The 26,343-nt window shown below is 33.8% G+C and carries 21 protein-coding genes; 6 read left to right on the top strand and 15 right to left on the bottom strand.

Going from position 1 to position 26,343, the window contains the following annotated elements; translation table 11 throughout:
- Positions 1 to 6: 6 nt before the first annotated feature.
- From EMTOL_RS20180 to EMTOL_RS20155, 6 genes are all read right to left on the bottom strand, one after another.
- A complete protein-coding gene (locus tag EMTOL_RS20180) occupies positions 7 to 390 on the bottom strand; it encodes a hypothetical protein (protein WP_015026240.1) in 384 nt (127 codons plus the stop codon).
- A 6-nt stretch (positions 391 to 396) separates the two neighbouring features.
- Positions 397 to 873: a DUF2062 domain-containing protein gene (locus EMTOL_RS20175; protein ID WP_015026239.1), complete on the bottom strand. Its 477-nt coding sequence runs from the start codon at positions 871 to 873 to the stop codon at positions 397 to 399.
- A gap of 11 nt (positions 874 to 884) precedes the next feature.
- Positions 885 to 1,424 carry a peroxiredoxin-like family protein gene (locus EMTOL_RS20170; protein ID WP_015026238.1) on the bottom strand — a complete coding sequence of 180 codons (540 nt, stop codon included), beginning with the start codon at positions 1,422 to 1,424 and terminating at the stop codon, positions 885 to 887.
- 96 nt (positions 1,425 to 1,520) lie between these two features.
- Positions 1,521 to 2,042 carry a DinB family protein gene (locus tag EMTOL_RS20165; RefSeq protein WP_015026237.1) on the bottom strand — a complete coding sequence of 174 codons (522 nt, stop codon included), beginning with the start codon at positions 2,040 to 2,042 and terminating at the stop codon, positions 1,521 to 1,523.
- Positions 2,035 to 2,577, bottom strand: a complete 543-nt coding sequence (locus EMTOL_RS20160) for an RNA polymerase sigma factor (protein ID WP_015026236.1) — start codon at positions 2,575 to 2,577, stop codon at positions 2,035 to 2,037. The genes EMTOL_RS20165 and EMTOL_RS20160 overlap by 8 nt, the downstream gene beginning before the upstream one ends.
- Positions 2,578 to 2,592: 15 nt before the next feature.
- Positions 2,593 to 3,201, bottom strand: a complete 609-nt coding sequence (locus tag EMTOL_RS20155) for a recombinase family protein (RefSeq protein ID WP_015026235.1) — start codon at positions 3,199 to 3,201, stop codon at positions 2,593 to 2,595.
- Between the two features lie 99 nt (positions 3,202 to 3,300).
- Here EMTOL_RS20155 and EMTOL_RS20150 point away from each other — a divergent pair, with 99 nt between their 5' ends.
- Together EMTOL_RS20150 and EMTOL_RS20145 are read left to right on the top strand one after the other, a co-directional pair.
- Complete coding sequence (locus EMTOL_RS20150; RefSeq protein WP_015026234.1) at positions 3,301 to 4,263, top strand: hypothetical protein; 963 nt, start codon at positions 3,301 to 3,303, stop codon at positions 4,261 to 4,263.
- 480 nt (positions 4,264 to 4,743) lie between these two features.
- Positions 4,744 to 6,429 (top strand): AAA family ATPase, encoded by a 1,686-nt coding sequence (locus EMTOL_RS20145; protein ID WP_015026233.1) that lies wholly within the window; start codon positions 4,744 to 4,746, stop codon positions 6,427 to 6,429.
- A gap of 537 nt (positions 6,430 to 6,966) precedes the next feature.
- Here the strand turns inward: EMTOL_RS20145 and EMTOL_RS20140 are convergent.
- Together EMTOL_RS20140 and EMTOL_RS22015 are read right to left on the bottom strand one after the other, a co-directional pair.
- On the bottom strand, positions 6,967 to 8,130 hold the full coding sequence (locus tag EMTOL_RS20140; RefSeq protein ID WP_015026232.1) for an IS91 family transposase: 1,164 nt from the start codon (positions 8,128 to 8,130) through the stop codon (positions 6,967 to 6,969).
- Positions 8,130 to 8,963: a tyrosine-type recombinase/integrase gene (locus EMTOL_RS22015; protein WP_305953306.1), complete on the bottom strand. Its 834-nt coding sequence runs from the start codon at positions 8,961 to 8,963 to the stop codon at positions 8,130 to 8,132. The genes EMTOL_RS20140 and EMTOL_RS22015 overlap by 1 nt, the downstream gene beginning before the upstream one ends.
- A gap of 1,212 nt (positions 8,964 to 10,175) precedes the next feature.
- Here EMTOL_RS22015 and EMTOL_RS20125 point away from each other — a divergent pair.
- The 3 genes from EMTOL_RS20125 (at position 10,176) to EMTOL_RS20115 (ending at position 14,372) form a co-directional block, all read left to right on the top strand.
- Positions 10,176 to 11,585, top strand: a complete 1,410-nt coding sequence (locus EMTOL_RS20125) for a DUF4932 domain-containing protein (RefSeq protein WP_015026229.1) — start codon at positions 10,176 to 10,178, stop codon at positions 11,583 to 11,585.
- 777 nt (positions 11,586 to 12,362) lie between these two features.
- The gene (locus EMTOL_RS20120) at positions 12,363 to 12,965 is read left to right on the top strand and encodes a hypothetical protein (protein WP_015026228.1); all 603 of its coding nucleotides are present in this window, start codon (positions 12,363 to 12,365) and stop codon (positions 12,963 to 12,965) included.
- Positions 12,966 to 13,427: 462 nt separating this feature from the next.
- A complete protein-coding gene (locus EMTOL_RS20115) occupies positions 13,428 to 14,372 on the top strand; it encodes a hypothetical protein (protein ID WP_015026227.1) in 945 nt (314 codons plus the stop codon).
- A 162-nt stretch (positions 14,373 to 14,534) separates the two neighbouring features.
- On the opposite strand, the gene EMTOL_RS20110 is transcribed toward EMTOL_RS20115, so the two are convergent.
- Complete coding sequence (locus tag EMTOL_RS20110; protein ID WP_015026226.1) at positions 14,535 to 17,486, bottom strand: DNA polymerase III subunit alpha; 2,952 nt, start codon at positions 17,484 to 17,486, stop codon at positions 14,535 to 14,537.
- Positions 17,486 to 18,700, bottom strand: a complete 1,215-nt coding sequence (gene dinB, locus EMTOL_RS20105; protein ID WP_015026225.1) for a DNA polymerase IV — start codon at positions 18,698 to 18,700, stop codon at positions 17,486 to 17,488. The genes EMTOL_RS20110 and dinB overlap by 1 nt, the downstream gene beginning before the upstream one ends.
- A gap of 78 nt (positions 18,701 to 18,778) precedes the next feature.
- Between dinB and EMTOL_RS20100 the strand changes: the two genes are divergently transcribed.
- Positions 18,779 to 19,567, top strand: coding sequence for an XRE family transcriptional regulator (locus tag EMTOL_RS20100; protein WP_015026224.1), 789 nt, complete (start codon positions 18,779 to 18,781; stop codon positions 19,565 to 19,567).
- Here EMTOL_RS20100 and EMTOL_RS20095 read toward each other — a convergent pair.
- From EMTOL_RS20095 to mblB, 5 genes are all read right to left on the bottom strand, one after another.
- Positions 19,556 to 20,284: an SOS response-associated peptidase gene (locus EMTOL_RS20095; RefSeq protein WP_015026223.1), complete on the bottom strand. Its 729-nt coding sequence runs from the start codon at positions 20,282 to 20,284 to the stop codon at positions 19,556 to 19,558. The two genes, EMTOL_RS20100 and EMTOL_RS20095, sit on opposite strands and share 12 nt — an antisense overlap.
- 91 nt (positions 20,285 to 20,375) lie before the next feature.
- A complete protein-coding gene (locus tag EMTOL_RS20090) occupies positions 20,376 to 20,921 on the bottom strand; it encodes an antirestriction protein ArdA (RefSeq protein ID WP_015026222.1) in 546 nt (181 codons plus the stop codon).
- Positions 20,922 to 21,548: 627 nt separating this feature from the next.
- The gene (locus tag EMTOL_RS20085; protein WP_015026221.1) at positions 21,549 to 22,262 is read right to left on the bottom strand and encodes a hypothetical protein; all 714 of its coding nucleotides are present in this window, start codon (positions 22,260 to 22,262) and stop codon (positions 21,549 to 21,551) included.
- 18 nt (positions 22,263 to 22,280) lie between these two features.
- Positions 22,281 to 24,548, bottom strand: a complete 2,268-nt coding sequence (gene cap2-3 / locus EMTOL_RS20080; protein ID WP_015026220.1) for an anti-phage 6A-MBL system cap2_3 protein — start codon at positions 24,546 to 24,548, stop codon at positions 22,281 to 22,283.
- A complete protein-coding gene (gene mblB / locus EMTOL_RS20075; RefSeq protein WP_015026219.1) occupies positions 24,529 to 25,725 on the bottom strand; it encodes an anti-phage 6A-MBL system MBL-fold protein in 1,197 nt (398 codons plus the stop codon). Before mblB ends, cap2-3 begins: the two co-directional genes overlap by 20 nt.
- Positions 25,726 to 26,343 lie beyond the last annotated feature (618 nt).

The raw sequence follows: 26,343 nt of genomic DNA, 5'->3' as shown, positions 1-26,343 counted from the left end.
TTTAAATTATTGTTTTATAAATTTCAAAAATTGTTGTTGTCTGATTTTATACGCATGAAACGAAAAACTAATTTTTACACCAATGGCTATCAAAAAAATAGTAATTGCACCAAAAATTAATATTTTAGAGTCGCTACTTTTGAGCTGAAACAAGGCTGTTATTAAAGCATTAAAGACTAACATTGCCAATGAGATATACATCAATATGATGGCTAAACTCAGGCGTTTTAGTTGTTTGATTTTTAATGGTAAAATGTCAATAAATACTTCTTTATTCTGCAATAAGCGTATATTTATCTCATCGGTAAGCCCCAATGCCATTCTGTTGGTACTGGTAAGTATCACGGCTATACTCGGAATTAGCGATAAATTGATTTGCCAGTTTTCCATGTTATTTTATTTTCTGCATTTTGTTTTGAGTAGTGGACTTAAACCACAAGTAGTTGTATAATAAGTAATGATTGCCAACGGAAATGCAACTAAAATCCATCCGCTCAAGCCGCACAACAACTCAAATGAAAGTTTCTCAATTGTTGTAAAAAAGCCTGTTTCAAATGATTCTTGAATATCTTTTATGTTTAGCAGTGAATGTTTTACGCCGAATACATATTCTCCAACATGAATAAAAGGTAGAAAAAGCATTATTTGCAAAGGCGTAGCTATGTAGCTAACTGCAAGCATCAGTGGTAAATTCAGTTTAAATTTGACAGAGATTGTTGTCAGAGCAATGGTAGTTAGCCCGTAAAAAGGGATAATAGTCATCAAAATACTAATTACCACACTTTTTATAATTTCGAGGGTACTCAAACCCTGTCTAAAATAAGTAAGTAGTTTATGTTTGAGAGTATCCCAATATTTAATGTTCGCTACCATAATTGAAATGATTATAAATGATTTAGAATTTCGGACACCCCCGACCTATTTATGTAATTCGGATTAAAATGCCTCCATTTGATAGTAAAATCTTCGTTAATGATATATGTGGCAGGTACTGGGAGTTGCTCCGAATCATCAGAATGGCTTTGTTTTAGCTTCGCACCCAAAACAGTATTATAGATAAAACGCTGGGTATTATTTGGCAAAAAAAGCCCGTCGAATGTTTTAGCTATTGCATAGTCTTTGTCATATAAAATAGTAAACTCAGCTCCTGTTTTTTCAATAGTTTGCTTGATAAACTCTGATTTTTCGGGAGAAATCACCACCACACTCGCCCCTTTTTCATAAATTTTGGGAAGACCTTTCTGTATTTTTACCAAATGTTTATTACAAAACGGACACCATTGTCCACGGATAAATATTAATACTACTTTCCCCTTCTTTAAAGCGTTAGAGAATGTATATGGGTTATCAAAAATATCTGTTGCCGAAAAATCATCAATTTTTGTATCAACGTCTAATCCTCGAACTTCGCTTAGAGTTTTCATTGTATTCAGGATATCTGTTTTTACATTAATACCTAAACACAAAAAAAATCACCCACCAAACGGTGAGTGATTTGAAAAAGATTTCTTTTATTTGAATTACCAGCCAATATATTGGGGTGGTTTTATATTATTTAGGCGAAGATATACAGCTAATTGTCCACGATGATGAGTTAGGTGGTCATGAATAAGCCAAACTATTTGACGTTTAGAAACAGGTTTGCCAAAAAGTTCTACCTGCGTGTTTAGGTCTGTTTCATTGAGGTTTTGAAATGCTTCCTGAACAAAATCAAAAGATTGATTGAGTAAATCGAGTATTTCTTTTTTACTTTTTCCCGTAAAACTTTCTTTTGTAATTGAAGGTTTTGTTTTCGTTAAATGTGAAGATGAAAGCCACAACATATTGCCCGAAATATGAGTAATCTGCTCCGAAAAAGTCATTTCTTCATTCATTGGTCGAAATCCGAACTTATCTTCGGGCATCGCCTCAATCGTTTTTAGGGTATAGTCTTTTGCATTTGCCCATTTCTGAGCAATTTCTTTAATTATTGTGTCGGTTTGTGCGTTGGCAGACAAAATTGAACCCATCACTAAAATACACAGAATTATAAATTTATTCATTTTTTTGTTCTTTTACTTTTCTAATTTGCTCTATGCATTTATGTTTTTGATTTTGAGCATTGTGCTTGGTGCTATAACCGTATTGCTGCTGAATTTCTTCGATTGATTTATTCTTGAAAAACATATCGTGTAATAACCGATTACAATGGTCAGTTATTTTAGTCATATAGTATTGAAGCTTATCCATATAAGTTTTTTCTTGCTCAATAGATACAGTAATCTCTTCAAAAAAGGATTGATGATGATTATCAGAAATCTCAATTATTTGTACAGCATCACGTATTTTCTTTAACCATAAATGTTTGGCAATAGCCATAATGTAGGTTTTCATAGAGGCAGTTAATACGAAATCATCATTGCGAAGTTTTTCGAGCAATATAAGCATTGTATCCTGAAATACATCTTGAGCATCTACTTCCGAACCATTGTTATTCAAAATAAAGCGTTTTACAACTGCAAAATATTCTCGATATAACTCACCAAAGGCGAAGTTATTTTCTGTTTTTAAATCAGAAATGATATTATTTTTAGTCATTATTAGTGACAGGGTTTAAAAATTTTCAACCGTCTTATTTTTCAGCAACCAATTAAACAAGTTGGATTCTGAAGAATTATATCTCTTAGCAATAAATTTCTTAGTCGAACCGTTGGCAAGCAAAGCTTCTATTTCTACTTTGTATTTATCTAATTTACTTTTACCTGCTCCTTTTGGTCTACCAAGTTTCACGCCATTAGCTTTTTTTGTTTGAAGAGCTTCTTTGGTTCTTTTAGAAATTAAATCTCTTTCTATTTCAGCCGCCATTGAAAATACCATTGCCATTACTTTACTTTGAATAGATTCGTCTAATTGCCAATTCCCTTTAACAGTATAAATCTTAATTCCTTTCTGAGTGGCTATCGAAATAATTTCCATGCACTCCAGCATACTACGCCCTAATCGAGAAAACTCACTTAACAAAATTGTATCTCCAAAAGTAAGTTGTTCAATAATATATCCGATTTTTCTTTGTTTCCAATGAATTCTACCAGAAGCCTTTTCTTCTATAAATTCGACTTTACCCAAATTCTTATCATTGGCTAAATGTAAAAGTTCAGCTTTGTTTTTCTCAAGGTCTTGGTCAACGGTTGAAACCCTTAGATAAGCAATGTTTTTAGACATAATTGTAGATATTCGATAAAAATATAGTTGCCTTATTTATTTTATATGAAATTATTTTGTAATATTAATAAATTTTATCTAATTATTCAAGTGGTATAAATGAACGTTTTAATTGATGAAGCCCAAGACTGCCATAGATTAGAAAAAGAAATTATTATTTCGATATTCGGGAGTGCAAATATTGTTGTTGCAAATGGAGGAAAAGAACAATTAATTCGACATGTTGAATTATGTAATTGGGAAGTATTTAAAGCGAAAAAATTGAATGTAAAGAAACATTCTACAAGGACAAAGTCGTATCGAATAAAAAAGACAGTTGTTGATTTTTGTAATTTTGTAGCAAAAAAATTTCAAATAGATTTAAATTTAGAACCTTTCGACTCGGAAGATGAAGGAGAATTATTAATTGACTTTCGACAAACTCATAGCGAAAGTGAAATAACAGAAATTTTCAACTTTCTTAATTTAAAAGGCAAAGTAAATGGTTGTACACCATATGAATCTCTTTTGGTTTTACTTGAATCAAATACTCAACGGTTAGGTAATGGAGTAAGTACAGAGCCAAGTATTGAAAGTGCAATTATTAATGAATATGGAAACATAGAAGATTCAAAACATAAAAAAAGAGGAACATGGAAGCATTTAGATGAGTTAGAAAAACATGACTTTATGTTTTGGGATGGTACTGTTGAGGACAAATCTCAATTAATTGTTCCAAGTCCTAATGAATCAAGAGTGATTTATTATGAATCGTGTAGAGGTTTGGAAGCATGGTCGGTTGCCTGTTTTGCTATTGACAAATTTTTCAATCAGAAAAGAGAAGACCCCGATGCAGAAAAATTCTTAATTGAAGATATGTTTTTAAATCAAAATAACGAACAACGAAAAAGTATGTATGCAGCGACTTGGGTATTGATGGCACTGACAAGAGTTATTGACACTCAATACATTCAAATCAACGATATTAATTCAGAATTCGGGAAAGTAGTAAACGAATATTTACAACAAGGAAATAAAAATGTAAGACAAATGGGCAAAATAATTGACATTGAACTAATGTAACTTTAACATATTCTTAGGTTTTTAGGCTCAGGAAACAGGACAAACACGAAGTTTTCAAACCTAAATTCTCAGTAAAATTCCTAACGCATACTCATTTTCGACACTCGATTAGCGTGGTATCCACTCAAATTTCACCCCGACAAATATTTTTTTTTGCATTTCAATTTCTTTTTTTAGACCTTGGTATGCAGATTAGGCTTGGGACATTTTATAGGCGGGTAATGGTAGGTGTGCAAGTTTGGTTTTCAACAGCATATTTTGTAGGATTGGGTTGGTCTGTGCCTCAAATTGTCCTGTGGACAATTTATTAGCGTGGTTCGCCAAGTCCAAAAAGTCCAACTTACGCATTATGTAAAAGTTCATAATTAAAAACCTTATAATCAACATCTTATCAGAATCATCACAATGCTTTTGGTTGGAATGAGAACAAAAAAATGTTAAAAAGAATTATCCACTAAATTTAAATTTTGACAAGATACTATGATAGAAAAAATAGAAATAAGTAATTTTAAAAACATTGCAAATCTATCACTTGTACTTGACAACATCAATGTCTTGGTTGGTTCAAACAATTCAGGTAAGAGTAGTATCCTTCAAGCTATCCAGTTTGCTATTTCTGTTGCACAAACAACGAATTTTGAGAATACAAGATGGAATAACCAAACCAAAAAACTTCCGACATCACTTACACCAGAACAATTAATTTATGCTCCATTTCGTGATGTTTACTCCTTAGCTTTTGGGGGCAAACTAAAGACAGAACTTAAATCAGCAATTCAAATAGAATTTACAGAGAAAGATAGTTCAAATGCTACTAAAGTATTAATAAGAAAAGGGAAAAACAAAAATATTGCAACAGAAATTCACAATAAACCACTTGGAGAGTTATTACGAAAAATTGAAGAGCCATTTTCTATTTATGTACCAGGACTTGCCGGAATTCCATCTTTTGAAGAATTAAAAAGTCCTGGAATTGTTAGAAGAGCTGCTGCACGAGGAGATGCGAATAATGTATTTCGGAACATAATTTGGTTATTAAATACAAATAAAAAAAATTGGGATTTATTCATTGCTGATATAAAAGATATATTTCCTGAAGTAGAGATAATTATCTCTTTCAATGCGGAAAGAGATGAGCATTTGAATATATATATAAAATATGATGATAAAATATTACCTATAGATGCTGCTGGAACAGGTTTTCTGCAAATAATTCAGATTCTCTCATACATCAATATTTATAAACCTAAAATACTACTTCTTGATGAGCCTGATGCTCACTTACACCCCAATAATCAGAGAAAACTTGCAAAAAAGCTCTTTGAATTATCTATTGATAGAGAATTTCAAATTATTATTAGTACACATTCGAGACATTTTCTTTACGAACTCGAACCTATATCAAAGATTAATTGGATTAATTCAGGAAAATTAGTCAACGAGGATATAAGTATAATTAATGTTTTAATGGATATTGGAGCATTAGATAAGGGAGATTTAGTAAAAAATGGTAAAATTAAACTCATATTGTTAACAGAAGATGAGAATAAAACACCTATACAAACAGTCGTCCAATCATCGAATATACCATTAGACGAAATAGAAATTTGGTCATATAAAGGTTGCTCTGATGTTAAAACTGCAAATGTTTTATCTGCATACATACTTAAAAATGCCCCTAAAGTCAAAATTGCAATCCACCGTGACCGAGACTACTCAGAGGCACATGAAATACAGGAAATAGTTGAAAGCTATAGCAGTAATATTATGTATCATTATATAACTGAAGGTACTGATATTGAGTCACAATTATTAGAACCCAAACACATAAATTTTTTATATCCTGAAATTTCAATCGAACGAGCAGAGGAAATAATAAACGAATCTATTGAAGATACTTTCTCGAAAACGAGAAGCAAATTTGTTAATAGTCTCTCAGACAAATCTTTAAAAAGCAAAAATGGACACCAAGCTGGTTACAATGTAGAGTTTGCAGAAAAATCATTAAAGGAAAATCCAAAAAGATACTGTCATGGGAAAACAGTTTTAGGGTCTCTAAAAACAAAACTCCAAAAAGAATTTAAGAAAAATATTAATTTATTCAAGCCGAGTGAGTTTATAAAATCATCTGTTTTCGATGGAATTAGAGCAGATTTATGGAATTAATAAATGTATGTAGCTGAAATAGGTCTTTTTTATCAAACGCATAGTCACTTTCGACGTTTCCAATGCGTGGAATTTGCTCAAATTTCACTCCGAAAAATAAATTCTTTTGCTTTTCAACTTCTTTTTTCAGAACTTAGTATGCAGATTTGGTGAGCCACATTTAGGCAGAGCAGATTCTTCGCTTTTCAGTTCTTAGCACCCACCATTTTTGGCGACAGTTTATCAGCGTTGGCACTCAAAGTTGGTTTCTCTCCAACAATCTTAAAGATAGACGAAAGCCCCTATAATAAAGCCCGATGTACTCGAAGGTATATCGGGCTTTTGTCTATCTTGTGTTGGCCGACAACGGGGCATGCCAAGCAATTTATTAGGGCAAAAAGTAGATGTGTTTATTCTCCCCTTTCAACTATTTTTGGCTTAAACCATGGCTTTCTTTGGTGTTTTGATGCAATTGAGCAATAAATACCCCTACCCAAACCTTGGGATTAATTTTTGCCAAATGTCGTTTGATTGATGTCGCCTCTTTTCAATCAATCTTTACACCGGTGAAGCCTTGTTTCTCACTTGGAATGATGCTTGTATTGGCTCGCAACGAAGACTATAAATCACGGCTATCGAGACCATTCTTCCTTCGCCACAACATGGACACTTTCCAAGGCCTGTCCCATATTTTTCCTGCATAAACTGCTCAACAGTTAGCTTGGGTATAGGCTTCCGCTCCGATAATTGCAGGCTCGCAAGTATCTGTTTGAGCCGTTCTTGCTTACCTCGGTTGCGTAAATATCCATAATGTCTAATCTTAACAAAATACCTCGGAAGGATATGCTGCTCAAAACGCCGCAGGAATTCTTCATGACTCAAGGTCATTTGTTTGACTTTACTCCCATCGGCGTAGTCTTTGTAGTGAAAACTCACCGTCGTTTGCCCTACCTCGGTGATGCGACTACTACTGATGGCGATTCGGTGAGTGTATCTACCTAAGTATTCTAAAACGCCCATCGCTCCACCAAAGGGACGTTTGGCATACACATTCCACGCTTTCTGACCAATCTGACTTAATAAGTCTTCAAAATTAAGCTTATCAAGTCGTAGTTTGGGCCGTAGTTTTCGCAAACCTTTCATCAAAATGCCCTTGAAGACTATCTTCATTGCTCCCACTGGAAACAGAAACTTCCCTCTGACTCGCTTACTATTTTGCCATTGATTTCCGTCAAATCCTCCCCCACTGACAATGCAGTGAACATGCGGATGAAACGACAAATTCTGGCCCCACGTGTGCAATACCGACGTTATACCAATTTCAGCTCCCAGATATTTGGGGTCTTTACCAAACTGTATGAGCGTCTGAGAGGATGACTCCAGTAACAAATTATACAGTAACGTACGATTGCCCATCACCAAACCAGTCAATTCATGGGGTAGTGTAAAGACCACATGATAGTATGTCGTTGGCAATAATTCTGCTCGACGTTGGCCGACCCATTGCTCTCGACCGAAGTGTCCACAAAACAAACAATGCCGATTCCCACAGCCATGAAACTGCATCTGCTGATGCCCACAATCGCTACACTGACTCAGATGATAGCCATTGGCAAGGGTGCGGCAAGTGCTCAGTTGACCAAAAACACGCTTGGAGTATGGATTAAAGCTTAAGTTCTGAGCTTTTATAAAAATCCCCTGTAAACTTTCTTGCTTACTCATCAGAGGAAACTATCTACAGGATTGATGATATTGCGACGTTTGCTCTCTTGCAGATGTAAATACACCATCGTCGTGGAGATGTGAGAATGACCCAACAACTGTTGAATCGTGTGGACGTCGGTGCCCGCATCCAGCAGGTGGGTAGCAAAACTATGACGCAAAGTATGACATGACAATCGACGCTCGGGACTCAACAAGCCCGCTCGACCCATAGCACTGGCTACATGAAACTGAATCGTTCGAGCCTTCATGGGCTTGCCTAACAGTCTTCCCTCAAAAAGGTAAACTTTGGGGCGATACGCTCGCCAATATTCTTCTAATAAACTCAGTAACTTCTCTGAAAGTAAGGTGTAGCGTTCTTTATTACCCTTGCCATGGGCTACTCGAAGCCGTAAATTGGGTCTATCAAGGTCGCTCAATTTCAGGTGTTGTAATTCACTCAGGCGAACGCCCGTTCCATAAAAAACTGATACAATGGCCTTGTGTTGCAAGATTTCACAACAATTTAAAACCATTCCCACCTCTTGCTGACTGAGTATATTGGGGTACACTTGTCGTTTGAGCGGATAAAACGAGCGAGCTCGGATGGCTGGTAGTTGAAGAATGTGTTGAAAAAAGCAGCTCATTGCCTGGGCGGCGGTATGACATTTGCCCCACGAGGCATTGAATTGCTCTTGGATGTAAGTCAGGTAATTAATGATATCGGTCTGAACCAGACTATAGGCCGAGCGGTCGGAATAATGACTCAGCAAATAACGAATCTCATAGCTGTAATTATTGACCGTACGTGGGGAATAGCGTTTTGCTCTGAGGTAATTTTCTAATTCTCGCAAAAGTTTCTCCGACTCAGCACTCAACTTTACAGAGACATAAAAACTGTTTTTTTGTTAACATCATGAATATTGTTTTAATGAGTCAACAAGTTATCTATTTTTTTACTATTTTTACAATATCCCTTCAACGTAGTTGTTGGTTCAACACGAAGCATTATGTAAAGGCTTGATAATTAGAAAATTAACTCTAAAACCACTCCAAAAACCATCATAATGCTGGTCGTTGGAAGCGTAAACAAAATAACATTGCTTGACAAATATTTTACACCCCAATATCTTGAATTTGTACTTGAATAACCAGTTACAAGTATTCAAGCCAAATTAGACAAATTATTTAGTCGAAATATTGTTGAAGAGCTATCTGATTCAAATTTAAACCTTTCGGGAAATTTCACAAATTCAGAAAAAACCTCTTTTAAAATAATTCGTACTATTGGACCTTATATGAGTGGTGCAGCACCCAAATACTATTGTGAAATATCTGAACTTGGAAAAGAAAACACTAAAATAACAGTGATTGATGAAACAAGAGCGACCACAATATTTGGATTAATTATAGTGTCTACAATTTCTTTCCCAATTCTTATTTGCTTTACGTATTTTAAAATCATCACATTTCCACAATTTATCAGCTTTATTATCGCACTTATAGCATTCTTTTTGCTTTGCTTTAAGTTTTCAAAATCGTTTTATACAAATGGGCTGTTAAAGGACTTTGAAAAAATACTGAGAATAATATAATTGAAAAATCATTTCGTATGCATTTAAAATAGTTTGACAGTTTTTATAGGCACTTGCAACAGGACAAAAGCGAAGCTCAAAGTGTGAGTTCTCAGCAAAATTTCAAACACAGAGGCTCGTCCGACACTTTAAATGCGTGGTATTTACTCAAATTTCACTCCGAACAATAAATTCTGTTGCTTTTCATTTTCTTTTTTCAGAAATTGGTATGCAGATTTGATGAGCGACTTTCGATTAGAGCAGTTTCTACGTTTTTTTCCACCTTGGCACTTTTAGTTTTTGGTGGACATTCGATTGGCTAAGCTTTCAAGTTATGTGAGTCCCAACGCTGCAAATAAGCAAAAGTTATTAATTTTAAACCTAAATACCCAGCTTCTCGCCCATCATCTCATTTGCGAAAGTTGGAAAAAAAGCGTATTCTAAAATAATTCCTACAAATTTTAACCTTAATCTCAGAAACATTTTTAAACTATGAAAAGGAAATACTTGATTCTGCTAATTTTTTCACAACTTAATATTTTCGCCCAAGACAAAGTTTTAATAACGAAATTCCCTCAAATAATTTCCATAAAAGCTGATTCTTTTCAGCTATTTTATCCTACATGGAAAAAATCATTAACCTTTAAAAATGTTAACAGAGACACAATTGATATGGGTAATGATGCTATTAAAAATGCCTTTTATTTACTCATTTATGACAACGACACTTTGAAAATCAAATATGAAAATTTTCCTTTTGGGCAAAAAACATTTATCCCAATAGAAATGGGAGGCAAAAGATTTATTCAACGATTAAGAATTAATCAAACATCTGCCTTTTTCTCAAAGGAGTATATTACGAAAAATGATAAGAAAGTAAATTTTGAAATCCCCGAAGTATTTGAATTAGCAAATATCATTTGGTCACTTTCACCCAAAGGTCAATCAGCTAAAAATCTGAATAAAAACTCAAAATACTACTCAAAAGTATATAACTATTTCAAGCCTTATCTAAATCACCAATTATTTAAAGATTTAGATTCAAGCGTAAAGAACTATTACGATGCTTATTATGATTTTAGAGAAAATAGTTTAGGTTTTTCATTTAACAAGCAAAAAATTATTCGGGAAGAACCTTATTTTTATGTTATCGGTTCCGACTGGGTGAATTTCAACAGTTTGTTTCAAAAACTAATCCCCCAAATTGAAGATTTTGCAAAAACCTCAAATTTTCGAGGTTTTTACAAAGCAAATCTACCCTATTATGAAGAATCTATCGAGAAACAGAAGGTATTAATGCCAGTTCAGAAAATGTGGGATTGGTTAGAAAATAATTTCGATAATAAATATAATACTTACAAAGTTGTATATTCACCACTCATTGATGCAACTCATAGTACACAAAACTTTAACACTTTTCTGGAGGGCGGGAAAGGTAGATTCCAAGAAACAGTCATGTTTGTTTGCGGACCTGAGATTTTCGAAAATAGTAAAACCACAAATTTAAAAGAGCAAGAAGGCTTAGCATCAGGCATAGTTTTTACCGAAATTGACCATAATTATGTAAATCAACTATCATACAAGTATCAAAAACAAATTAACAATATTTTTGATAAAAGAGATATTTGGACAGGTACAAATGGCGACACTGATAGATATGGAAATCCATCTTCTATTTTCAATGAGTACATGACTCATGCGGTCTTTTGTATTTATGTCAAAGAAAATTATGACGAACAGCTGGCAAACAAAATCATTGAAAGTAGAGTAAATTTAATGGTTGAACATCGAAAATACATTAAATTCAAGGAATTTAATGACAAATTACTGAGTTTAAGTGGTGGGCGAAAAGCCAAAGATTTGTACCCAGATATTTTAAATTGGGCAAGTACAGTAAAATAATGTTTGCTGATAAAAAACTGATAGTTTTTAGTTAATGACTGTCGGACTACTTACCTAATTTTAAAGTACTAATATTTTATTGGTCAAATAAGCTTAAGAATTAGTCGATATTTTAAGGTTTTCAAAGAATAAATAACCTCAATTAAACTATAAAATATGGCTTAGGTATTTACCCCGACAGTCATTTTTTAGTTTAATCTGATGAGCAAAAACTATAAAGCTTTCATTTTTTCAAACGCATATTTCTCGGCTGACAGGACAATTCTTTCCTACTCAATGTAGGGGTTTCTGCTTGCAAAGTGGGTCTTCGACAATTTCAATGCGTGGTATTAACTCAAATTCGTTCCGACAAAATAAATTTACTTGCTTTTCAATTTCTTTTTTCAGAACTTGGCACTTAGATTTGGTTGGGGACAATAAATCTGAGCAATTTCTACGATTTTTTCCACCTTGGCACTTTTAGTTGTTGGTGGACATTCGATTAGCGAAGTGTTCAAGTTGTGTGAGTCCCAACGCTGCAAATAAGGAAAAGTTTTTAATTTTAAACCAAAATACCCAGCTCCTCGCCTATCATCTCATTTGCGAAAGTTGGAAGCGAGAACATAATAAATTAAAATGACTGTCGGACTACTTACCTAATTTTAAAGTACTAATATTTTATTGGTCAAATAAGCTTAAGAATTAGTCGATATTTTAAGGTTTTCAAAGAATAAATAACCTCAATTAAACTATAAAATATGGCTTAGGTATTTACCCCGACAGTCATTTAAATTAAAAATGAAGAAAATCTACATTATTTTACTACTCTCCCTGATAGTTTTTAAATCAAATGCTCAATTAAAAAAGGGTGATTTATTATTATCAACAGGACTAACAGTCACAAATTTAACAACATCCCCATTCCCATCAAAAACATTCAAATTACAGCCTATTCAAGTATTGAAATTAGTAACTGATAAAATAGGAGTTGGTCTATCAATGGGCTATTTCTATGATAAAATAGGAATCGTAACAACTAAAGAATTTTCAACAAATATTAATTTAAGAACATTTATAAAAAGCAATTCTGTTATAAAACCTTACGGACAAATCTCTGGAGGTTTAGGACGTATAAATTCTTCATATAATCTTAAAGATTACCAAATTGACCCCTTAGACCCAATGTTTTCCCAAAATCACGAATCTAAAGGGCATTCATTTAATTTTTCCCCAACATTGGGTACATTAATTTTTATATCTAAAAGATTTGGTGCTGACCTGAATTACCAATATTCCATTAACAACCTAAACTTTACGAAATCAAATATGGGTTCAACTAAATCAAAATTGAAAGAGTCAAGGATAAATCTTTCATTATTCTTCTCATTTAAGAAAAAATAACAACAATTTCTTATTTCACTCATATGCTCGGGCAACAATCAGAATCCGCTGGTTTTTCAATTTTTCAATCGCATATTTCTCGTGAGACAGAACAGCCTTTTGGTAGTTTTTTTGAGTTTTCTGCTCCCAAAGTTGGCTCCCAACAATTTCTCTGCGTGGCATTCGCTCAACTCCGTTCCGACAAATAAACCATTTGCTTTTCAATTCCTTTTTTCAGAACTTGGTGTGCAGATTTGGTAAGCGACATTTAATTTGAGCAATTCCATTGTGGCAAATTCTACGATTTTTACCATCTTGTCACTTTTGTTTTTGGTGGACATTCGATTGGTGAAGCTTTCAAATTGTGTGAGTCCCAACGCTGCAAATAAGTAAAAGTTATTAATTATAAACCTAAATACCCAACTCCTCGCCTATCATCTCATTTGCGAAAGTTGGAAAAATATCTTCTTAAAAACTCTTTTTATGTCTAATCAAAAAATTCAAATTAGTATAAAACCTGATGAAAATGGCTTTATTGGTAGAGAATGTCTTGTGTGTAAAAGATATTTTAAATTAAAACAAGGAACAGGACTTCCAACTAATCACTGTCACTGTCCATACTGCGATTATGAAGGTGACCAAGATACATTTTGGACTTCAGACCAAATTGAATATGCAAAAAGTATTGCGACTAAAATTGCATACGAACAGTTTATAGAACCAGCATTTGAAAAGTTAAAAAAATCATTTGAGCAATTAGAGGAATCTACAAAAAACAGTTTTATCAAAATTGAGGTAAAAACATCAAGAGATAAGCCTTTTTTTCCTATTAAATATTATAGTGAATCAGAGCTTGAAACAAATATAATATGTGATAGTTGTAAACTTGAGTTTGCCATTTATGGGGTGTTTTCGAGATGTCCAGATTGCGAACATCTAAATGCGTTTTCAATTTTCAAAAAATCAATAGAAGTTTGTAACAAACAATTTCAACTATTTAGTGTATATAAAAATGATGATGAAATTACAACAACAAATTTGAAATTTATTCTCGGTAATGCTATTTCATCATTTGATGCACTTGGTAAAGAACTAAGAAAAAAAATCAAAGAAAAATTTCCTGAAAAACCTAGGAATTTATTCCAAAATATAGATGAACTCGAAAAAGTTATGCTAAATAGTTTTTCAGTAGATTTAAGGAATGAAATTTCTGATTTTGCATTTTTAAAACAAATGTTTCAAGTCAGGCACATATTTGAACATAATATGGGAGTTATTGATTCTGATTTTGTAAAGAAAGTCCCCTCATATGAAAATTTATTAAATCGTAAATACAAATTAACAATTATTGAGGTTGAACGATTTTTATTAATCATAAATGAATTAGGAGATTTAATTGAAAGTCAAATTAAGAAAATTTATACTTAACGTATGCTGCTAAAATAGTTTGACAGTTTTTGTAATTGTCCCCCTAAAAAGACACTTTGAGATTCAAGTAAAACCCAAAAATTAGAGATTTCGACTAATTATTTTTCAATCTTGAGTTTGAATGTGTCAAACTACATTTTCACCTCAAAAACATTATACGAACTAATTAGAATCATGGCTCCTTGGGTCTGCCTTCACATCAACTTTTTGCATAGAATGAACCTCTAATGATGGAAAGCCAAATTCTTCTACCACTTTACCGTTAAGGCAATATACACCTCGTCCCCGAAATGGATATTTTTCGAGTGATGGTGGAAAATGAGTGGTGTCGAAAAATTCACCCTGTTTATCTAAAAAATATCCGAACCCCATCAATTTATGATTTTTGGTTCGGACTGGTTTCCATGTAACCAAATACCCATAAATTCTGATATTTCGACCGACTAGACTAATTAGATTTTGTGCATTGGTTGATTCTTCACTTTTTGTTTCAACCAATTCAAAAGGACTTGAAATCGAAAAACCCATTAATTCAATTTGGTCATAAGCATCCTCTAGAGGATGATATGCCAGTGCAGGTAAATGATGAGTTTGTGGTTCGGGCAAACCAAACAACATTTGTTTGTAGTGGCATGGCTGAAATCTGCTATTGTATCTAAAGTGAGCTTCCCACAACAATTCTTTTTTGGGTATACCAAAATTTCTAAATGCTCCAACACGAATAAGTATAATGAGTTGTTCCAAACCAATACTTATTCTACTGACAAAATTTGAAAAGGAAGTGTAGTTCCCTAAATGCCTTTCTTGCAATAAACTGTCAATAAGTTTATTTTCAAGCGATTTAATATGTATCCAGCCCAGCCAAATAATATTTCCTTCAATTCTTGTAAGATAATCGCTTTCATTGATTTCGGGGGCTTCAATAATTGCTCCATATCTTCTCGCTTCGTGTATGTAAAATTCCGTTGAGTAAAATCCACCAAAATTATTGATAACTGCCACCATAAATTCCAAAGGAAAATAGGTTTTCAAATACAAACTTTGGTAGCTTTCAACAGCAAAACTAGCAGAATGTGCTTTGCTGAAACTATACCCAGAAAAACTTTCAATCTGACGCCAAACTTCTTTGGCCAGTTCTTCTGAGTAACCCAATTCTTTGCAGTTATTAAACCATTTATCGGTTATTCGTTGAAACTCAATTCTTGACCGAAACTTCCCTGACATGGCTCTTCTCAAAATATCCGCTTCAGCCAGAGTAAGATTTGCAAAGCCATGAGCCACCTTCAAAACATCTTCCTGATACACCATTACGCCAAAAGTGTCTGATAATAATTCCTGCATTTTCGGGTGTAAATAACTCACTTGGTGTGGGTTATGATAACGGACTATGTATTCTTTCATCATCCCACTTGAAGAAACACCTGGACGAATAATCGAGCTGGCAGCTACCAAAGTAATGTAATTATCGCAGCGAAGTTTCCAAATCAGCGAACGCATGGCGGGTGATTCCACATAAAAACATCCCATTGTTTCGTGGTTTTGCAGTTGCCTTCTGATATTTTCATCATCCTTAAATTTCTGAATGGCATGAATATCAATATCAACCCCTCGATTTTCCTTCACAATATCAACCGCCGTTTTGATGTGGCCGAGTCCACGTTGAGAAAGGACATCAAACTTGGCAAAACCAATATCTTCGGCCACGTACATATCAAATTGACAAATCGGAAATCCTTTGGGCATCGGTTGTAAGGCCGAATAATTGGATAAGGGTTCTTCCGAAATCAAAATGCCTCCAGCATGTATCGACAAACTGTTTGGGAAATCTTCTAAAAGTGGAGCATATTGTAAAATGTACTTGGTGTATTCATTCTGACTTGCCTTTTCGGGATATTTAATCATTTCATCAATCTCTGATTTGGGCAAACCAAAGACTTTGGCCAGCTCCCGAACTGCCGAACGGTCTTGAAAAGTATTGTAGGTGGCCAGTAAACAAACGTACTCCTTTCCATATCTCTTGAAAACATAGTCGATGATTTCGTCTCTTTCGTCCCAACTAAAATCGATGTCAAAATCAGGTGGAGAGGTGCGGAACGGATTGATGAAACGTTCAAAATACAAGTCCAATTCAATTGGATTTACATCGGTTATACCAATACAATAGGCCACGATTGAGTTTGCTCCCGAACCACGTCCAACGTGAAAATACCCCCTTGAGCGTGCATAACGAATGATGTCCCAAGTAATCAAGAAATAGGAACAAAAGTCTAATTCATAAATAATGCCCAGTTCTTTTTCAATCCTTTCTTGGGCGGCTTTGTTGTTTTTACCGTACCGATAAATCATTCCATCGGCAGTTAGTTTTCTGAGTAACTCTATATCATCTGTCTTACTATTGGTAAATAATCGCTTATTTTTAGGGGTTTTGAAGTCAAAATCAAAGCTACATTGTTCGCTGATGGCATTTGATTTTTCAATCCATTCGGAAAAATACTGAAAATATTCATAGAGTTTTGCTTCTTCAATCGGCCATTCGGACGGATTCGCTTCGGAATACTTTGGTAATTTGCTTAAAAGTGTATTATGGTCGATGGCTCGTAAAAGTCTATGCAAATTGAAGTAGATTTTATTGAAAAAAGTAAGTGTATGGATAGCGATGATTTTCTCAAAACCCTGCTTGTTCTGAAAACGGTAAGTTTTTGGAATCTCCCAAAAACGAACGCCAATGAATTCGTGATTTTCTAAAACAGGACTTGTTTCCAGAAAATCAAGGGGATAAATCGTGAAGGCATTTTGATACGAAGGAGCTTTATTCGGAAAATCCTTTTTCTTAGATAGATATTCAGTCAGGAAATAATTGATTTCTCGGAAACCCTCATTGTTTTTTGCCAAACAGATATATTTCAATTCATCACCATTTCTAAACTCCACTCCCACTATCGGGCGAATGTTAGCTGAATTACACGCTTTTACAAAATCAAAAATGCCTGAAGTAGTATTAATATCGGTCAATGCCAAGCAACCAATACCCAACTCAACGGCCTTATTTACAAGGTCTTGGATGGGAATTGTACCGTAACGAAGACTAAAATAAGAATGACAATTCAAGTACATCAACGATAAATAGGGGTTTTGTTTGACTGATAATTGCTTTTGCGGATAAATCTTGGCTTTCGGTTTGAATAAAGTACCATTCCAAATGCCCGACCAATGAGCCGACTGCCGTATTTGATTCGGACTCTATCCATTGCTTGGTACAAACCAGCCATTTCGGCGGTGTTATCAAACAAATTGATTTGGCTAAAACCCTGTACCAATTTGCTGAATCTTACTCCTACTAATCGTATCAAAAGTCGTTTGTCGTAGAGTTTTTCAAAAAGCTCGGTTACTTTATCAATAATCGTTTGGTCGTCGGTGGTGTACGGAATATTGAATTGCTTGGTATGAGTATCAAAATTAGAGTAGCGAATCTTGACCGTAACACAACCCGTGCATTGCTGTTTTTGCCGAAGTTCAAAAGTCATTTCTTCGACCATTTTTAGCAAAACTGCCTTGAGTTTGTTTACATCGGTGGTGTCCTTATCAAAAGTAATTTCTTTTGAAATCGACTTTTTATCATGGTATGGCTCAATCGGTGTATTATCCAAACCATTGGCTCTCTCCCAAAGGGTGGTGCCATTTTTACCAAATACACTTTCGAGCATTTTTCGGGGCATTTCTGCCAACGAACCAATGTTTTGAATGCCCATATTTCTGAGCGTTTGACCAGTAACCGAACCCACCATTGGCAATTTACTAACCGAAAGTGGCCTCAAAAATGCCTTTTCGTTTCCTGCCAAAATATGGCATTGTCCGTTCGGCTTTACTTCGTTGGTGGCTACCTTCGATACGGTTTTATTGCTTGCCAATCCAAACGAAATGGTCAGCCCCGTTTCTTTACAGATTTCATTTTTGATTTGGGTTGAATATTTCAAACAACCGAAATACTTTTCCATACCCGTTAAATCGACATAAAACTCATCAATCGAGGCTTTTTCAAGGACAGGCACTCTATCAGATATGATTTGCGTAACCATATCCGAATATTGTGTATAAGATTCATAATCGCCCTTGATGAAAATAGCATCTGGGCAAAGCCGTTTGGCCATCACCGATGACATGGCCGAATGAATACCAAACTTTCGGGCTTCGTAACTGCAAGCAGCCACGACTCCTCTATCCGATATTCCGCCGACAATCACGGGTTTGTTTAAAAGTAAAGGATTTTTCAGTCTTTCGACTGATACATAAAAAGTGTCTAAGTCAAAGTGAACAATGTTTTTTTCCATAGGAAAAATATTTTTTAGGATTCTGTTGGCAAGTTATTGACAAAATGCGTAGTATTGTCTGCTCAAAATGCTTAGTATATGTCAATTTATAAAATTATCGGCCAAAACGTTCGACTTTTAAGGCAACAAAAGGGGCTTTCGCAGGAACAAATCGCAGATTTATTGAATCTGCCAAGTAATACGTATGCTTACTACGAACGTGGGGATAGAGACTTCCCGATGGAAACACTCGTGAAGGTTTCGGCGATATTTAGTATCGCTTTGGATGCACTCATCAAGTACGATTTAAGCAAAATTGACCTCAAAGGTTTGATGCAAGTGGGTAGTAATCGACTGTTGTTTCCGATACTTATCAAGGAAAACTCTAAGGTTGAGAGCATTGAAATCGTACCCATCAAGGCATCGGCTGGATATAGGAAAGGTTATGCCGACCCGCAATTTATTGAGGCTTTGCCGAAAATTAGTTTACCATTTTTGGGCGTTGGTACCCACCGAGGTTTTCAGATAGGGGGAGATTCGATGTTACCGATTCAGTCGGAATCTTACATTGTTGGCAAATACATCGAGAGTTTTGAAGACATCAAAAATAACAAATCATACATTATACTGACGGATGAAGATATTCTTTACAAGCAAGTAAAAAATAAAATCAATGAAGATGGTACCTTGCATCTGATTTCAAATAATAAATATTACCCTACAATTCAGATAGAGCCACAGCGTGTTTTGGAAATTTGGCAGTTTACCTGTTTTATTTCTACCAAAGATATTGATGAATATTCAATGGGGCTGGAAGATATTTTTATATCGTTGAATGGTATTAGTAGAGGAATCGAGGAGATAAAGGACAGGATACTAATCAAATAATTGAAGTTCGGGATAATCAACTCTTTCCAAAATTACGGCTTTGTTTCGATTTGCATTGGCATTGTTGGCTTCCATCGAGATTGGAATGTCTACTAAATCAGTCTCCGTGTAAGTTTTGATTAAATCGGTAATGGCTTGTCGAGGTAATTGAGGATCGAGCCATTTCTTTTCATCTTTTTGACTTAAAATCAAAGGCATTCTTTTCTTTACATTATGTATTTTCTCCATTAATTCGTTGGCTGGAGTTGTAAGGATACTAAAAGTATTTTTCACTTCACCTGTACCTCTATCTACCCAAGTATCATAGACACAAGCCAACGAAAATATTTCTTTACCTTCGATTTTGATATAGTAAGGATACTTTTTATTGTTTAGTTGTCGCCATTCAAAAAAGCCCGAAACTGGCAAAATACAACGTTGAGAAACAATGGCAGACTTGAAAGTGGGTTTTTCAAAAACAGTTTCGCCAATGGCATTGAGTGTATTGTGCTGAAAACTCGCATCTTTTGCCCAATTGGGTATCAAGCCCCACTCATACAAAAAGATACCATCATGTTTGATGATGGGCAATTTTGGGTGTTCAAAGCCACTCACAAAATAGTAAGTTGGCACTTCAAACTCCTCAATGTTTGACTTCCAATTAGGCGGTAAAGCATTTTTATAACGCTCAGCCAGCTTAGATTTCTTTTTTTCGAGATAGGATGCGTTGTAACACATAATATTTTGGAGTTGATACTTCAAAAGTAATTATTTATTTCAATTTATGTAGCAGAGCCTTTTTCAAAAAAGGGGAAATCCCCTTTCTTTGTTATCTTCTGCGGAAGACATGGCCATCGTAATCTACAAAGTCTTCAATAAATAAGTCATGGGCATAAGCCTCATAATCAAAGTAGTTGTGTAGATGTTGTGGTATTTCATTTAAAATGCCATGCTCTTCTATGTATTGATAAGTAAATTCTAATTCTGCTCCTTCTGAGCCATCGTAATAGCCTTGATACTCATCGTTAAATTCTTGCATCAATTCTTCAAAATCTGTATCATTATTGATGTCTTTATCGCCAATGAATAAGCCCAAAGCCTCGATGGTTTCATCTTCCATATCCTTGATGGCCTCAACGTAATCGAATAATTTATCGCTTACTGAGCATTCAGAAATTAACTTCTTCGGAATATTTTCGTAATCTTGAAACATGAATTCTGGGTCTTCTTCATCGCTGTGCAGCTCTTTGCAGTATTCAAAGAAAGAATCTTTTGTATCATAAATTTCTAAATCAACCCATTCGCCAAAGATTGAGCCATTGTTGTATTTAGCGTAAGTACCAACATAAATTTGAGGTGTTTGTGAAGTTTTCATTGTAAAAAATGATTAAAATTTAGTAGCCCGGCACTCGCACGAGCAATCGCCGTTTGCAACACGAGAATAGAATGACAGGGCGAATGCTCCCAGACTGCAAGCCCATTTGATGGTTTATGGTGCGTTGGGTTTTGTGAAGAGCTAAAAAATCAAATGACGTAGTGAAGGCTTGCGGTTGTCAGGCTATTTCTCGTAATTTTCGATGCACAGTGTGAAAAAATGTGCGTGGGGAAAACGCAATGCAGACCGCTTCCCGCTGAAGCATTGAAGAAAGGTTCTTTGACAGTTTGCTTTTTCTGCAAGCTGGCAATGTACCTTTGTGCGGGTCGGCTCAGGGATTTGTGAGTTTGGAGAGAGTAACTTTTATCCAATCGACAAAGTGATTGCAAATCGTTTGGCGATTGGATAAGGGTTAAGGTGGTATTAAATCTATACGAATTATTATTTTAATATTAGTATATAAACGTCCAAATTGTATCTGAACAAAAAGAAAAAATACAATTCAGTTTATTTAATACCCTACTTATTGTTCTGGTTTTAAAGAAAATATACCCAATTGAATTTATTTAACCTTGAAGTCACTTAACAACTTACCTAAATAGAAATTGAATATAGTCACTTGTTATCTTAAATACTTTCTATTGACTCACATAGTCTCTCTGCATAAGCGAATGCAACTAATTTAATCCAAGATTTAGTAATAACAAAAAGCCAGATAATTAAAATTACAATTAATGATAATGAACAATACTGAAAATTTACAGGCATCTCTAATGGGTTAAAAGAATTAGTCTCTTTAATCCAAAAAAGGTAATTGGTAGCCAGCAAAATAATAATTAGAATAATTCCATAAAATTTAAGTCCCCATAAATTTCTTCGAAACCCATAACTTGTATTTTCTTTAAGCAATAATGAGAATTTAGTTTCATCACGTGTGTGATTTATTATGTACTTACACCATGCTCTGTATATTTCATCTGCTTCATTAGGATTGTTTGTCTCCATAGCTGCATCTGGGGGATTTTGTACTGGTATAAGTGCTTGCATTTTTGAATGGTAACGTTGCTTAGTATGCTTATCAATTTCTTGATTGCTTAATCTTAATAGTTGGACTGAAGGCATTCCTCCCCATTCTTTCCATAAATTTGATTCTTTTTTCTTGCCTAAATCACGACCAAATTGAGACATTAAATAAGATAATGCTCCTACCAACCCAATAGAAGTAAATACTTGTATGTACGACTCAAATTTGAACGAATATGATACTCCAACAATAAATATTGGAAAAAAAAGAATTAGCAAAGGATATACTCGTGCTTTTAAAGTATAATTATCAAACATAGATGTGATTATTAAATGTTAATAAACATATGGTAATATATTATTTGGTGTAATGACCATTAAAAAAACAGGTAATGGAGAAGGTAATTGTTCAAATTCTTTTTTGAATTCATTTACTGCTTTCAAATCAACTTCACTTAATCGTTCAGGTCCATTTGGATGTGAGTGCCATTCGCCAATGTAGCCCAACTGATTGCCTGATAAGTCGGTAATTTCTTGAATATTATCTTTTAGAGCGTCAATTCCTCTGATGAAACAGACTTGATTATTTTGACTATCACATGGTGCATGAATTGATTCAACTACATGAATAGTTTTTGTTTTAAAATTGGCACAACCAACTAATACTCCCCCTGTTTCTAATGGTTTGCAATTATTCATCTCAAATTCCATTGACTTTAAAACTTCTGGTAATATCCGTATTTGCCATGAAGAATCATTTATTGCGTTCATAACAATTAAAGGAGGTACCTCAATTGAATGGGCAATGTTATGAAAAAATGGAGACTCACAAATCTGATTTAAAAATATTTGCCCATTACTTATTTCTTTTTTGTGTGTATGTGTTTTTATTATACCTGAGAATATTGAACTATGTAAACTTATAATATCATCTGATAAAACTATCGTTTCTGAATTGCAGCCTATTCCTACCTTTACATTAAGGTTTAATTGATTTTCATCGTTTTCAAGCTTTAGCCAATCTGAAATGAATTGCAAATTTCGGCATTTTGAGTACAAGACTACTTTTAAATCATCAATTCTTGGATTTCTATCCACTCCCTCAAAAAATAAGATACCTAAACTCCCAAAATTTGAAATAAAGGCTTTGCAAACCCTTGTTTGCTTTTCAATCTGATGTTTGATTAAATTTTGAGAGAATAAATTTGAAGCTGTAAAATCAAAAACATACTCGAACGGTATATCAGAACTAAATAAATTTTCTACACTGCTTAAACAGATTATTAAGGGGTTTTCAAATGAATAAATATTTCTAATTTCATGTTTTAATGATTCAGCTTTGTTCACTCCTATTGCATTAGCAAGTAAAGCATGACGTACTAAATTATGAGATGAAATGATGTCATAATCGACTAAAACAAAGTTTTTAGTTCCACTGCGTGCTAAATGCATGGTGATTTTCGACCCCAATGCACCACATCCTACTATTAAAGAATATCCTTCCAAATTAGCATGAAACCCTGATATCTCTCTTGCCTTGGATACTGTTAATGGTTGGTTGTGTAACTGCAAAGAAACTTTAACAGAATCAGCAATTTTATCTTCACAAATATCAGGAGTATCAATAGTTAAGCAAAAATTAATAAACTCAATATTACTTGAAAACCCAATTAATTGTTTAGACCTTTGAAGGGCGATAATAACTGGAATTTGCTTGTAATGTGTAACATCTTTATCATTTACAATTTGTTCCTCTAATATTTTATAATCAATTCTAATTTTTTCGCTGTATAATTTAAAATCATTCCAATTACTCGGAAAATTTATAAAATAGTCATCATAAAATTCATCATTTTCAGCCCAAATTATATACCCCAAATGATAATGTTTCTTAGTTGGTGAATCAGATATGTTTTTAAAATCATTATCATATATTTCAGTCACTTTCTCATAATTTGATTTAGTAATTATACTTTTGAGTTTAAAAGTATAATTACCAAGAGTTATTGGCTCAAATATTCCTTTAGCCAAATTAGGAAAAAATGAGTCTTGATTTTTGATAGTTTTAACTAATGAATCATAATCATAAATATTAATCCCTCTATACCCTTCTAATCTTAAAGGGTCAAATTGATTTCCATCCTCAACTAAGTTTCCAACAGCAGCATCTCTAAGCCAATTTGCAGTTCTTATCACAATATCTTTAATATTTTTATTAGAATACCATTCGCCTAAATCTCCACGAACTAAGCAAAATGCTGGTGGCTTATTCTCCTTGGCTACGTATAGATGTGGCAAACTATTTTTTGGGAAATCTGTTCTATCTGAATAAACTTTAGGAGGAATACTTGGATACATTTTGGTGTTGCAAACCAAAAGAACAGGCTCTTCAGACCGAATGTCAATATCTTCAAAATTCCCAAGTGGTGGTAATTCAACTAAAATATTAAATGATATGGCAATATTGTTTTCATCCCACACAAGGATTTTTAAGGTTTCTTTATTCAAAAACCTTGAAAGTCCTTCTATGGAGTTTTTTAATTCCAGATTATCTAAATCTTGAATTAATATGGCTAATGATGTACTAAATAGGTTTTGAGCCATAAGTTGAAGGTTGATTTAAAGCTCCTAAGCTTGACGTTCCTGCAACAATTGCACTACCTTCGCTCTTTTTTGGAGGCATTGGTCCCTGCGAAGTTATTTCAAATACTATTGGTTGTGGAGTTTTACCATTTTTTATATGTGTAGCAGTATTTAAAAAATTTGCTGCATCCTTGACTTTTTTTACATACTGTTCTTTGGCTTTAAAATGCGGTGGGTTATCATCGTTATTTTTTATTTCCTTACAAGAAGCAATCACTTTTGCTCCATTTCTTTTATAATCTAAAACTTGAAGAGATGTATCAACAGGTGTTGGGTTATCCACTTGAGGTGTATCGTTAAAAAAAGTCCAAGAACAATGATGGGGTGCAAGAAAAATATCCCATTCTAATGCTTTTTCATTTTTATATTTTTTTGTTTTTTCTAAGATAACATCCCATGAGAAATGGTCCGAATCACCTCCGAACATAGCTAAAGTGCAAAATTCTGTACTATTTTCAAATCTTTTGAAACGTGCCTGAAATACTACACTTGTATGGTTTTTATTGGGGTCTGAAATACTAAGTTGATGCTTGTATGGAGCATGTATAAAGATAGAAAAAGTTTTAAGTTTTTGACCATTAAACACTGAAACAATGTTACCAGGGATTTTTCTTACATCATCTAATTCAATTAGTTTTTCATTGTCATCGTAACCGACAATAATTATTCGATTACCATCATTATTTTTGGCAGAATTGTTTTCTTTATGAAGTTTAATTCTCCGTTTTGCTTCTTTATTGAAGCAATCTTCATCATCAGTCGTACTTTTACCCATAACCATTGGAGAAAACCAAAGTTCATTAATAAGTATTTCCCCATTATTTTTATTTTTTTCTTTATAATTCAATGGGTCTCCTTGGTAAAAGTTTTTCTCAAATCCACGTAAATGGTCATAATCTCCATGTGTTAGGATAAAACAGTCTGTATATGGCACTTCATGTGTGTCATTAACTTTTTTCCTTTTTAAGGAGGTTATCAAAGCTTTTTTTACATCAAATTTTGTCAAATCAGTGTCGCCAGTACTCGATTCTCGAATATTGCAATCGACTATTATGTTTGTTACTAAATTTTCTTCTACAATAGAAATTAAAGACGTGTCTCCATTATCAACTGGAAAGTAGGTAATTTTTGAATTCATTAAATTTTTATTTAACTAATAAAACAACAATAAATGTTATTAATTAGTGTGTTGTAATTTTAAATATGACTCTCAGACTAAAAAGATATTATTTCATCTGAATCTCCAAATATGAATTTTTATTTGAGAGTTTGATACGAGAAAGCACCTTAAATGATACCGTTTTAGGTATTCAATTAAGTGTTATGACAAGCTGACACTACTTTTAAAGTCAATAAAATACCTCTAAAAGCTTAAACTTAAGGAGAACAGAATAATAAAGTAGAAGGAAAAAATATAAACAATAAACATTTAGTTTGGAAACTTTGTCTAAGTTATTGTATTTTTGCATCGTATATTATCTGGAAATTACACGTTCTCTAAACATTATTTCCTAAATTTCTCTCTCAAGTAGAGATTTTCTCTTTCTCGTGTCATCATTAGGTGAGACTATTGATGACACTTTTCTTACATGCTATATTAGTTTATGTTGTTTCACTAACGATTAAAATATTAAAGGGAAATAGAATATGTAAGTTCAATCTAAAATCCATCATAACTATATCAAATCATAATCCAAATATAAAAATCAGACAATTTGGCAGATAGTACTCTATTTTATGGATATATATCTGACAA

It is taken from the genome of Emticicia oligotrophica DSM 17448 (assembly GCF_000263195.1).
In the GTDB taxonomy this organism is placed as follows: Bacteria; Bacteroidota; Bacteroidia; order Cytophagales; family Spirosomataceae; genus Emticicia; species Emticicia oligotrophica.
The sequence above is the reverse complement of the archived record's forward strand: the minus strand, read 5'-3'. Positions and strand labels throughout refer to the sequence as shown.

Excerpts from the sequence above, each read along its gene's own strand:
- dinB (WP_015026225.1), bottom strand. The coding sequence starts at position 18,700 with ATGGAAAAAAACATTGTTCACTTTGACTTAGACACTTTTTATGTATCA.
- EMTOL_RS20165 (WP_015026237.1), bottom strand. The coding sequence starts at position 2,042 with ATGAATAAATTTATAATTCTGTGTATTTTAGTGATGGGTTCAATTTTG.
- EMTOL_RS20150 (WP_015026234.1), top strand. The coding sequence starts at position 3,301 with ATGAACGTTTTAATTGATGAAGCCCAAGACTGCCATAGATTAGAAAAA.
- EMTOL_RS20155 (WP_015026235.1), bottom strand. The coding sequence starts at position 3,201 with ATGTCTAAAAACATTGCTTATCTAAGGGTTTCAACCGTTGACCAAGAC.
- EMTOL_RS20175 (WP_015026239.1), bottom strand. The coding sequence starts at position 873 with ATGGTAGCGAACATTAAATATTGGGATACTCTCAAACATAAACTACTT.
- EMTOL_RS20095 (WP_015026223.1), bottom strand. The coding sequence starts at position 20,284 with ATGTGTTACAACGCATCCTATCTCGAAAAAAAGAAATCTAAGCTGGCT.
- EMTOL_RS20180 (WP_015026240.1), bottom strand. The coding sequence starts at position 390 with ATGGAAAACTGGCAAATCAATTTATCGCTAATTCCGAGTATAGCCGTG.
- EMTOL_RS20160 (WP_015026236.1), bottom strand. The coding sequence starts at position 2,577 with ATGACTAAAAATAATATCATTTCTGATTTAAAAACAGAAAATAACTTC.
- EMTOL_RS20145 (WP_015026233.1), top strand. The coding sequence starts at position 4,744 with ATGATAGAAAAAATAGAAATAAGTAATTTTAAAAACATTGCAAATCTA.
- EMTOL_RS20115 (WP_015026227.1), top strand. The coding sequence starts at position 13,428 with ATGTCTAATCAAAAAATTCAAATTAGTATAAAACCTGATGAAAATGGC.
- EMTOL_RS20170 (WP_015026238.1), bottom strand. The coding sequence starts at position 1,424 with ATGAAAACTCTAAGCGAAGTTCGAGGATTAGACGTTGATACAAAAATT.
- EMTOL_RS20085 (WP_015026221.1), bottom strand. The coding sequence starts at position 22,262 with ATGTTTGATAATTATACTTTAAAAGCACGAGTATATCCTTTGCTAATT.
- EMTOL_RS20100 (WP_015026224.1), top strand. The coding sequence starts at position 18,779 with ATGTCAATTTATAAAATTATCGGCCAAAACGTTCGACTTTTAAGGCAA.
- EMTOL_RS20090 (WP_015026222.1), bottom strand. The coding sequence starts at position 20,921 with ATGAAAACTTCACAAACACCTCAAATTTATGTTGGTACTTACGCTAAA.
- EMTOL_RS20120 (WP_015026228.1), top strand. The coding sequence starts at position 12,363 with ATGAAGAAAATCTACATTATTTTACTACTCTCCCTGATAGTTTTTAAA.
- mblB (WP_015026219.1), bottom strand. The coding sequence starts at position 25,725 with ATGAATTCAAAAATTACCTACTTTCCAGTTGATAATGGAGACACGTCT.
- EMTOL_RS20125 (WP_015026229.1), top strand. The coding sequence starts at position 10,176 with ATGAAAAGGAAATACTTGATTCTGCTAATTTTTTCACAACTTAATATT.
- EMTOL_RS20110 (WP_015026226.1), bottom strand. The coding sequence starts at position 17,486 with ATGTACTTGAATTGTCATTCTTATTTTAGTCTTCGTTACGGTACAATT.
- EMTOL_RS20140 (WP_015026232.1), bottom strand. The coding sequence starts at position 8,130 with ATGAGTAAGCAAGAAAGTTTACAGGGGATTTTTATAAAAGCTCAGAAC.
- cap2-3 (WP_015026220.1), bottom strand. The coding sequence starts at position 24,548 with ATGGCTCAAAACCTATTTAGTACATCATTAGCCATATTAATTCAAGAT.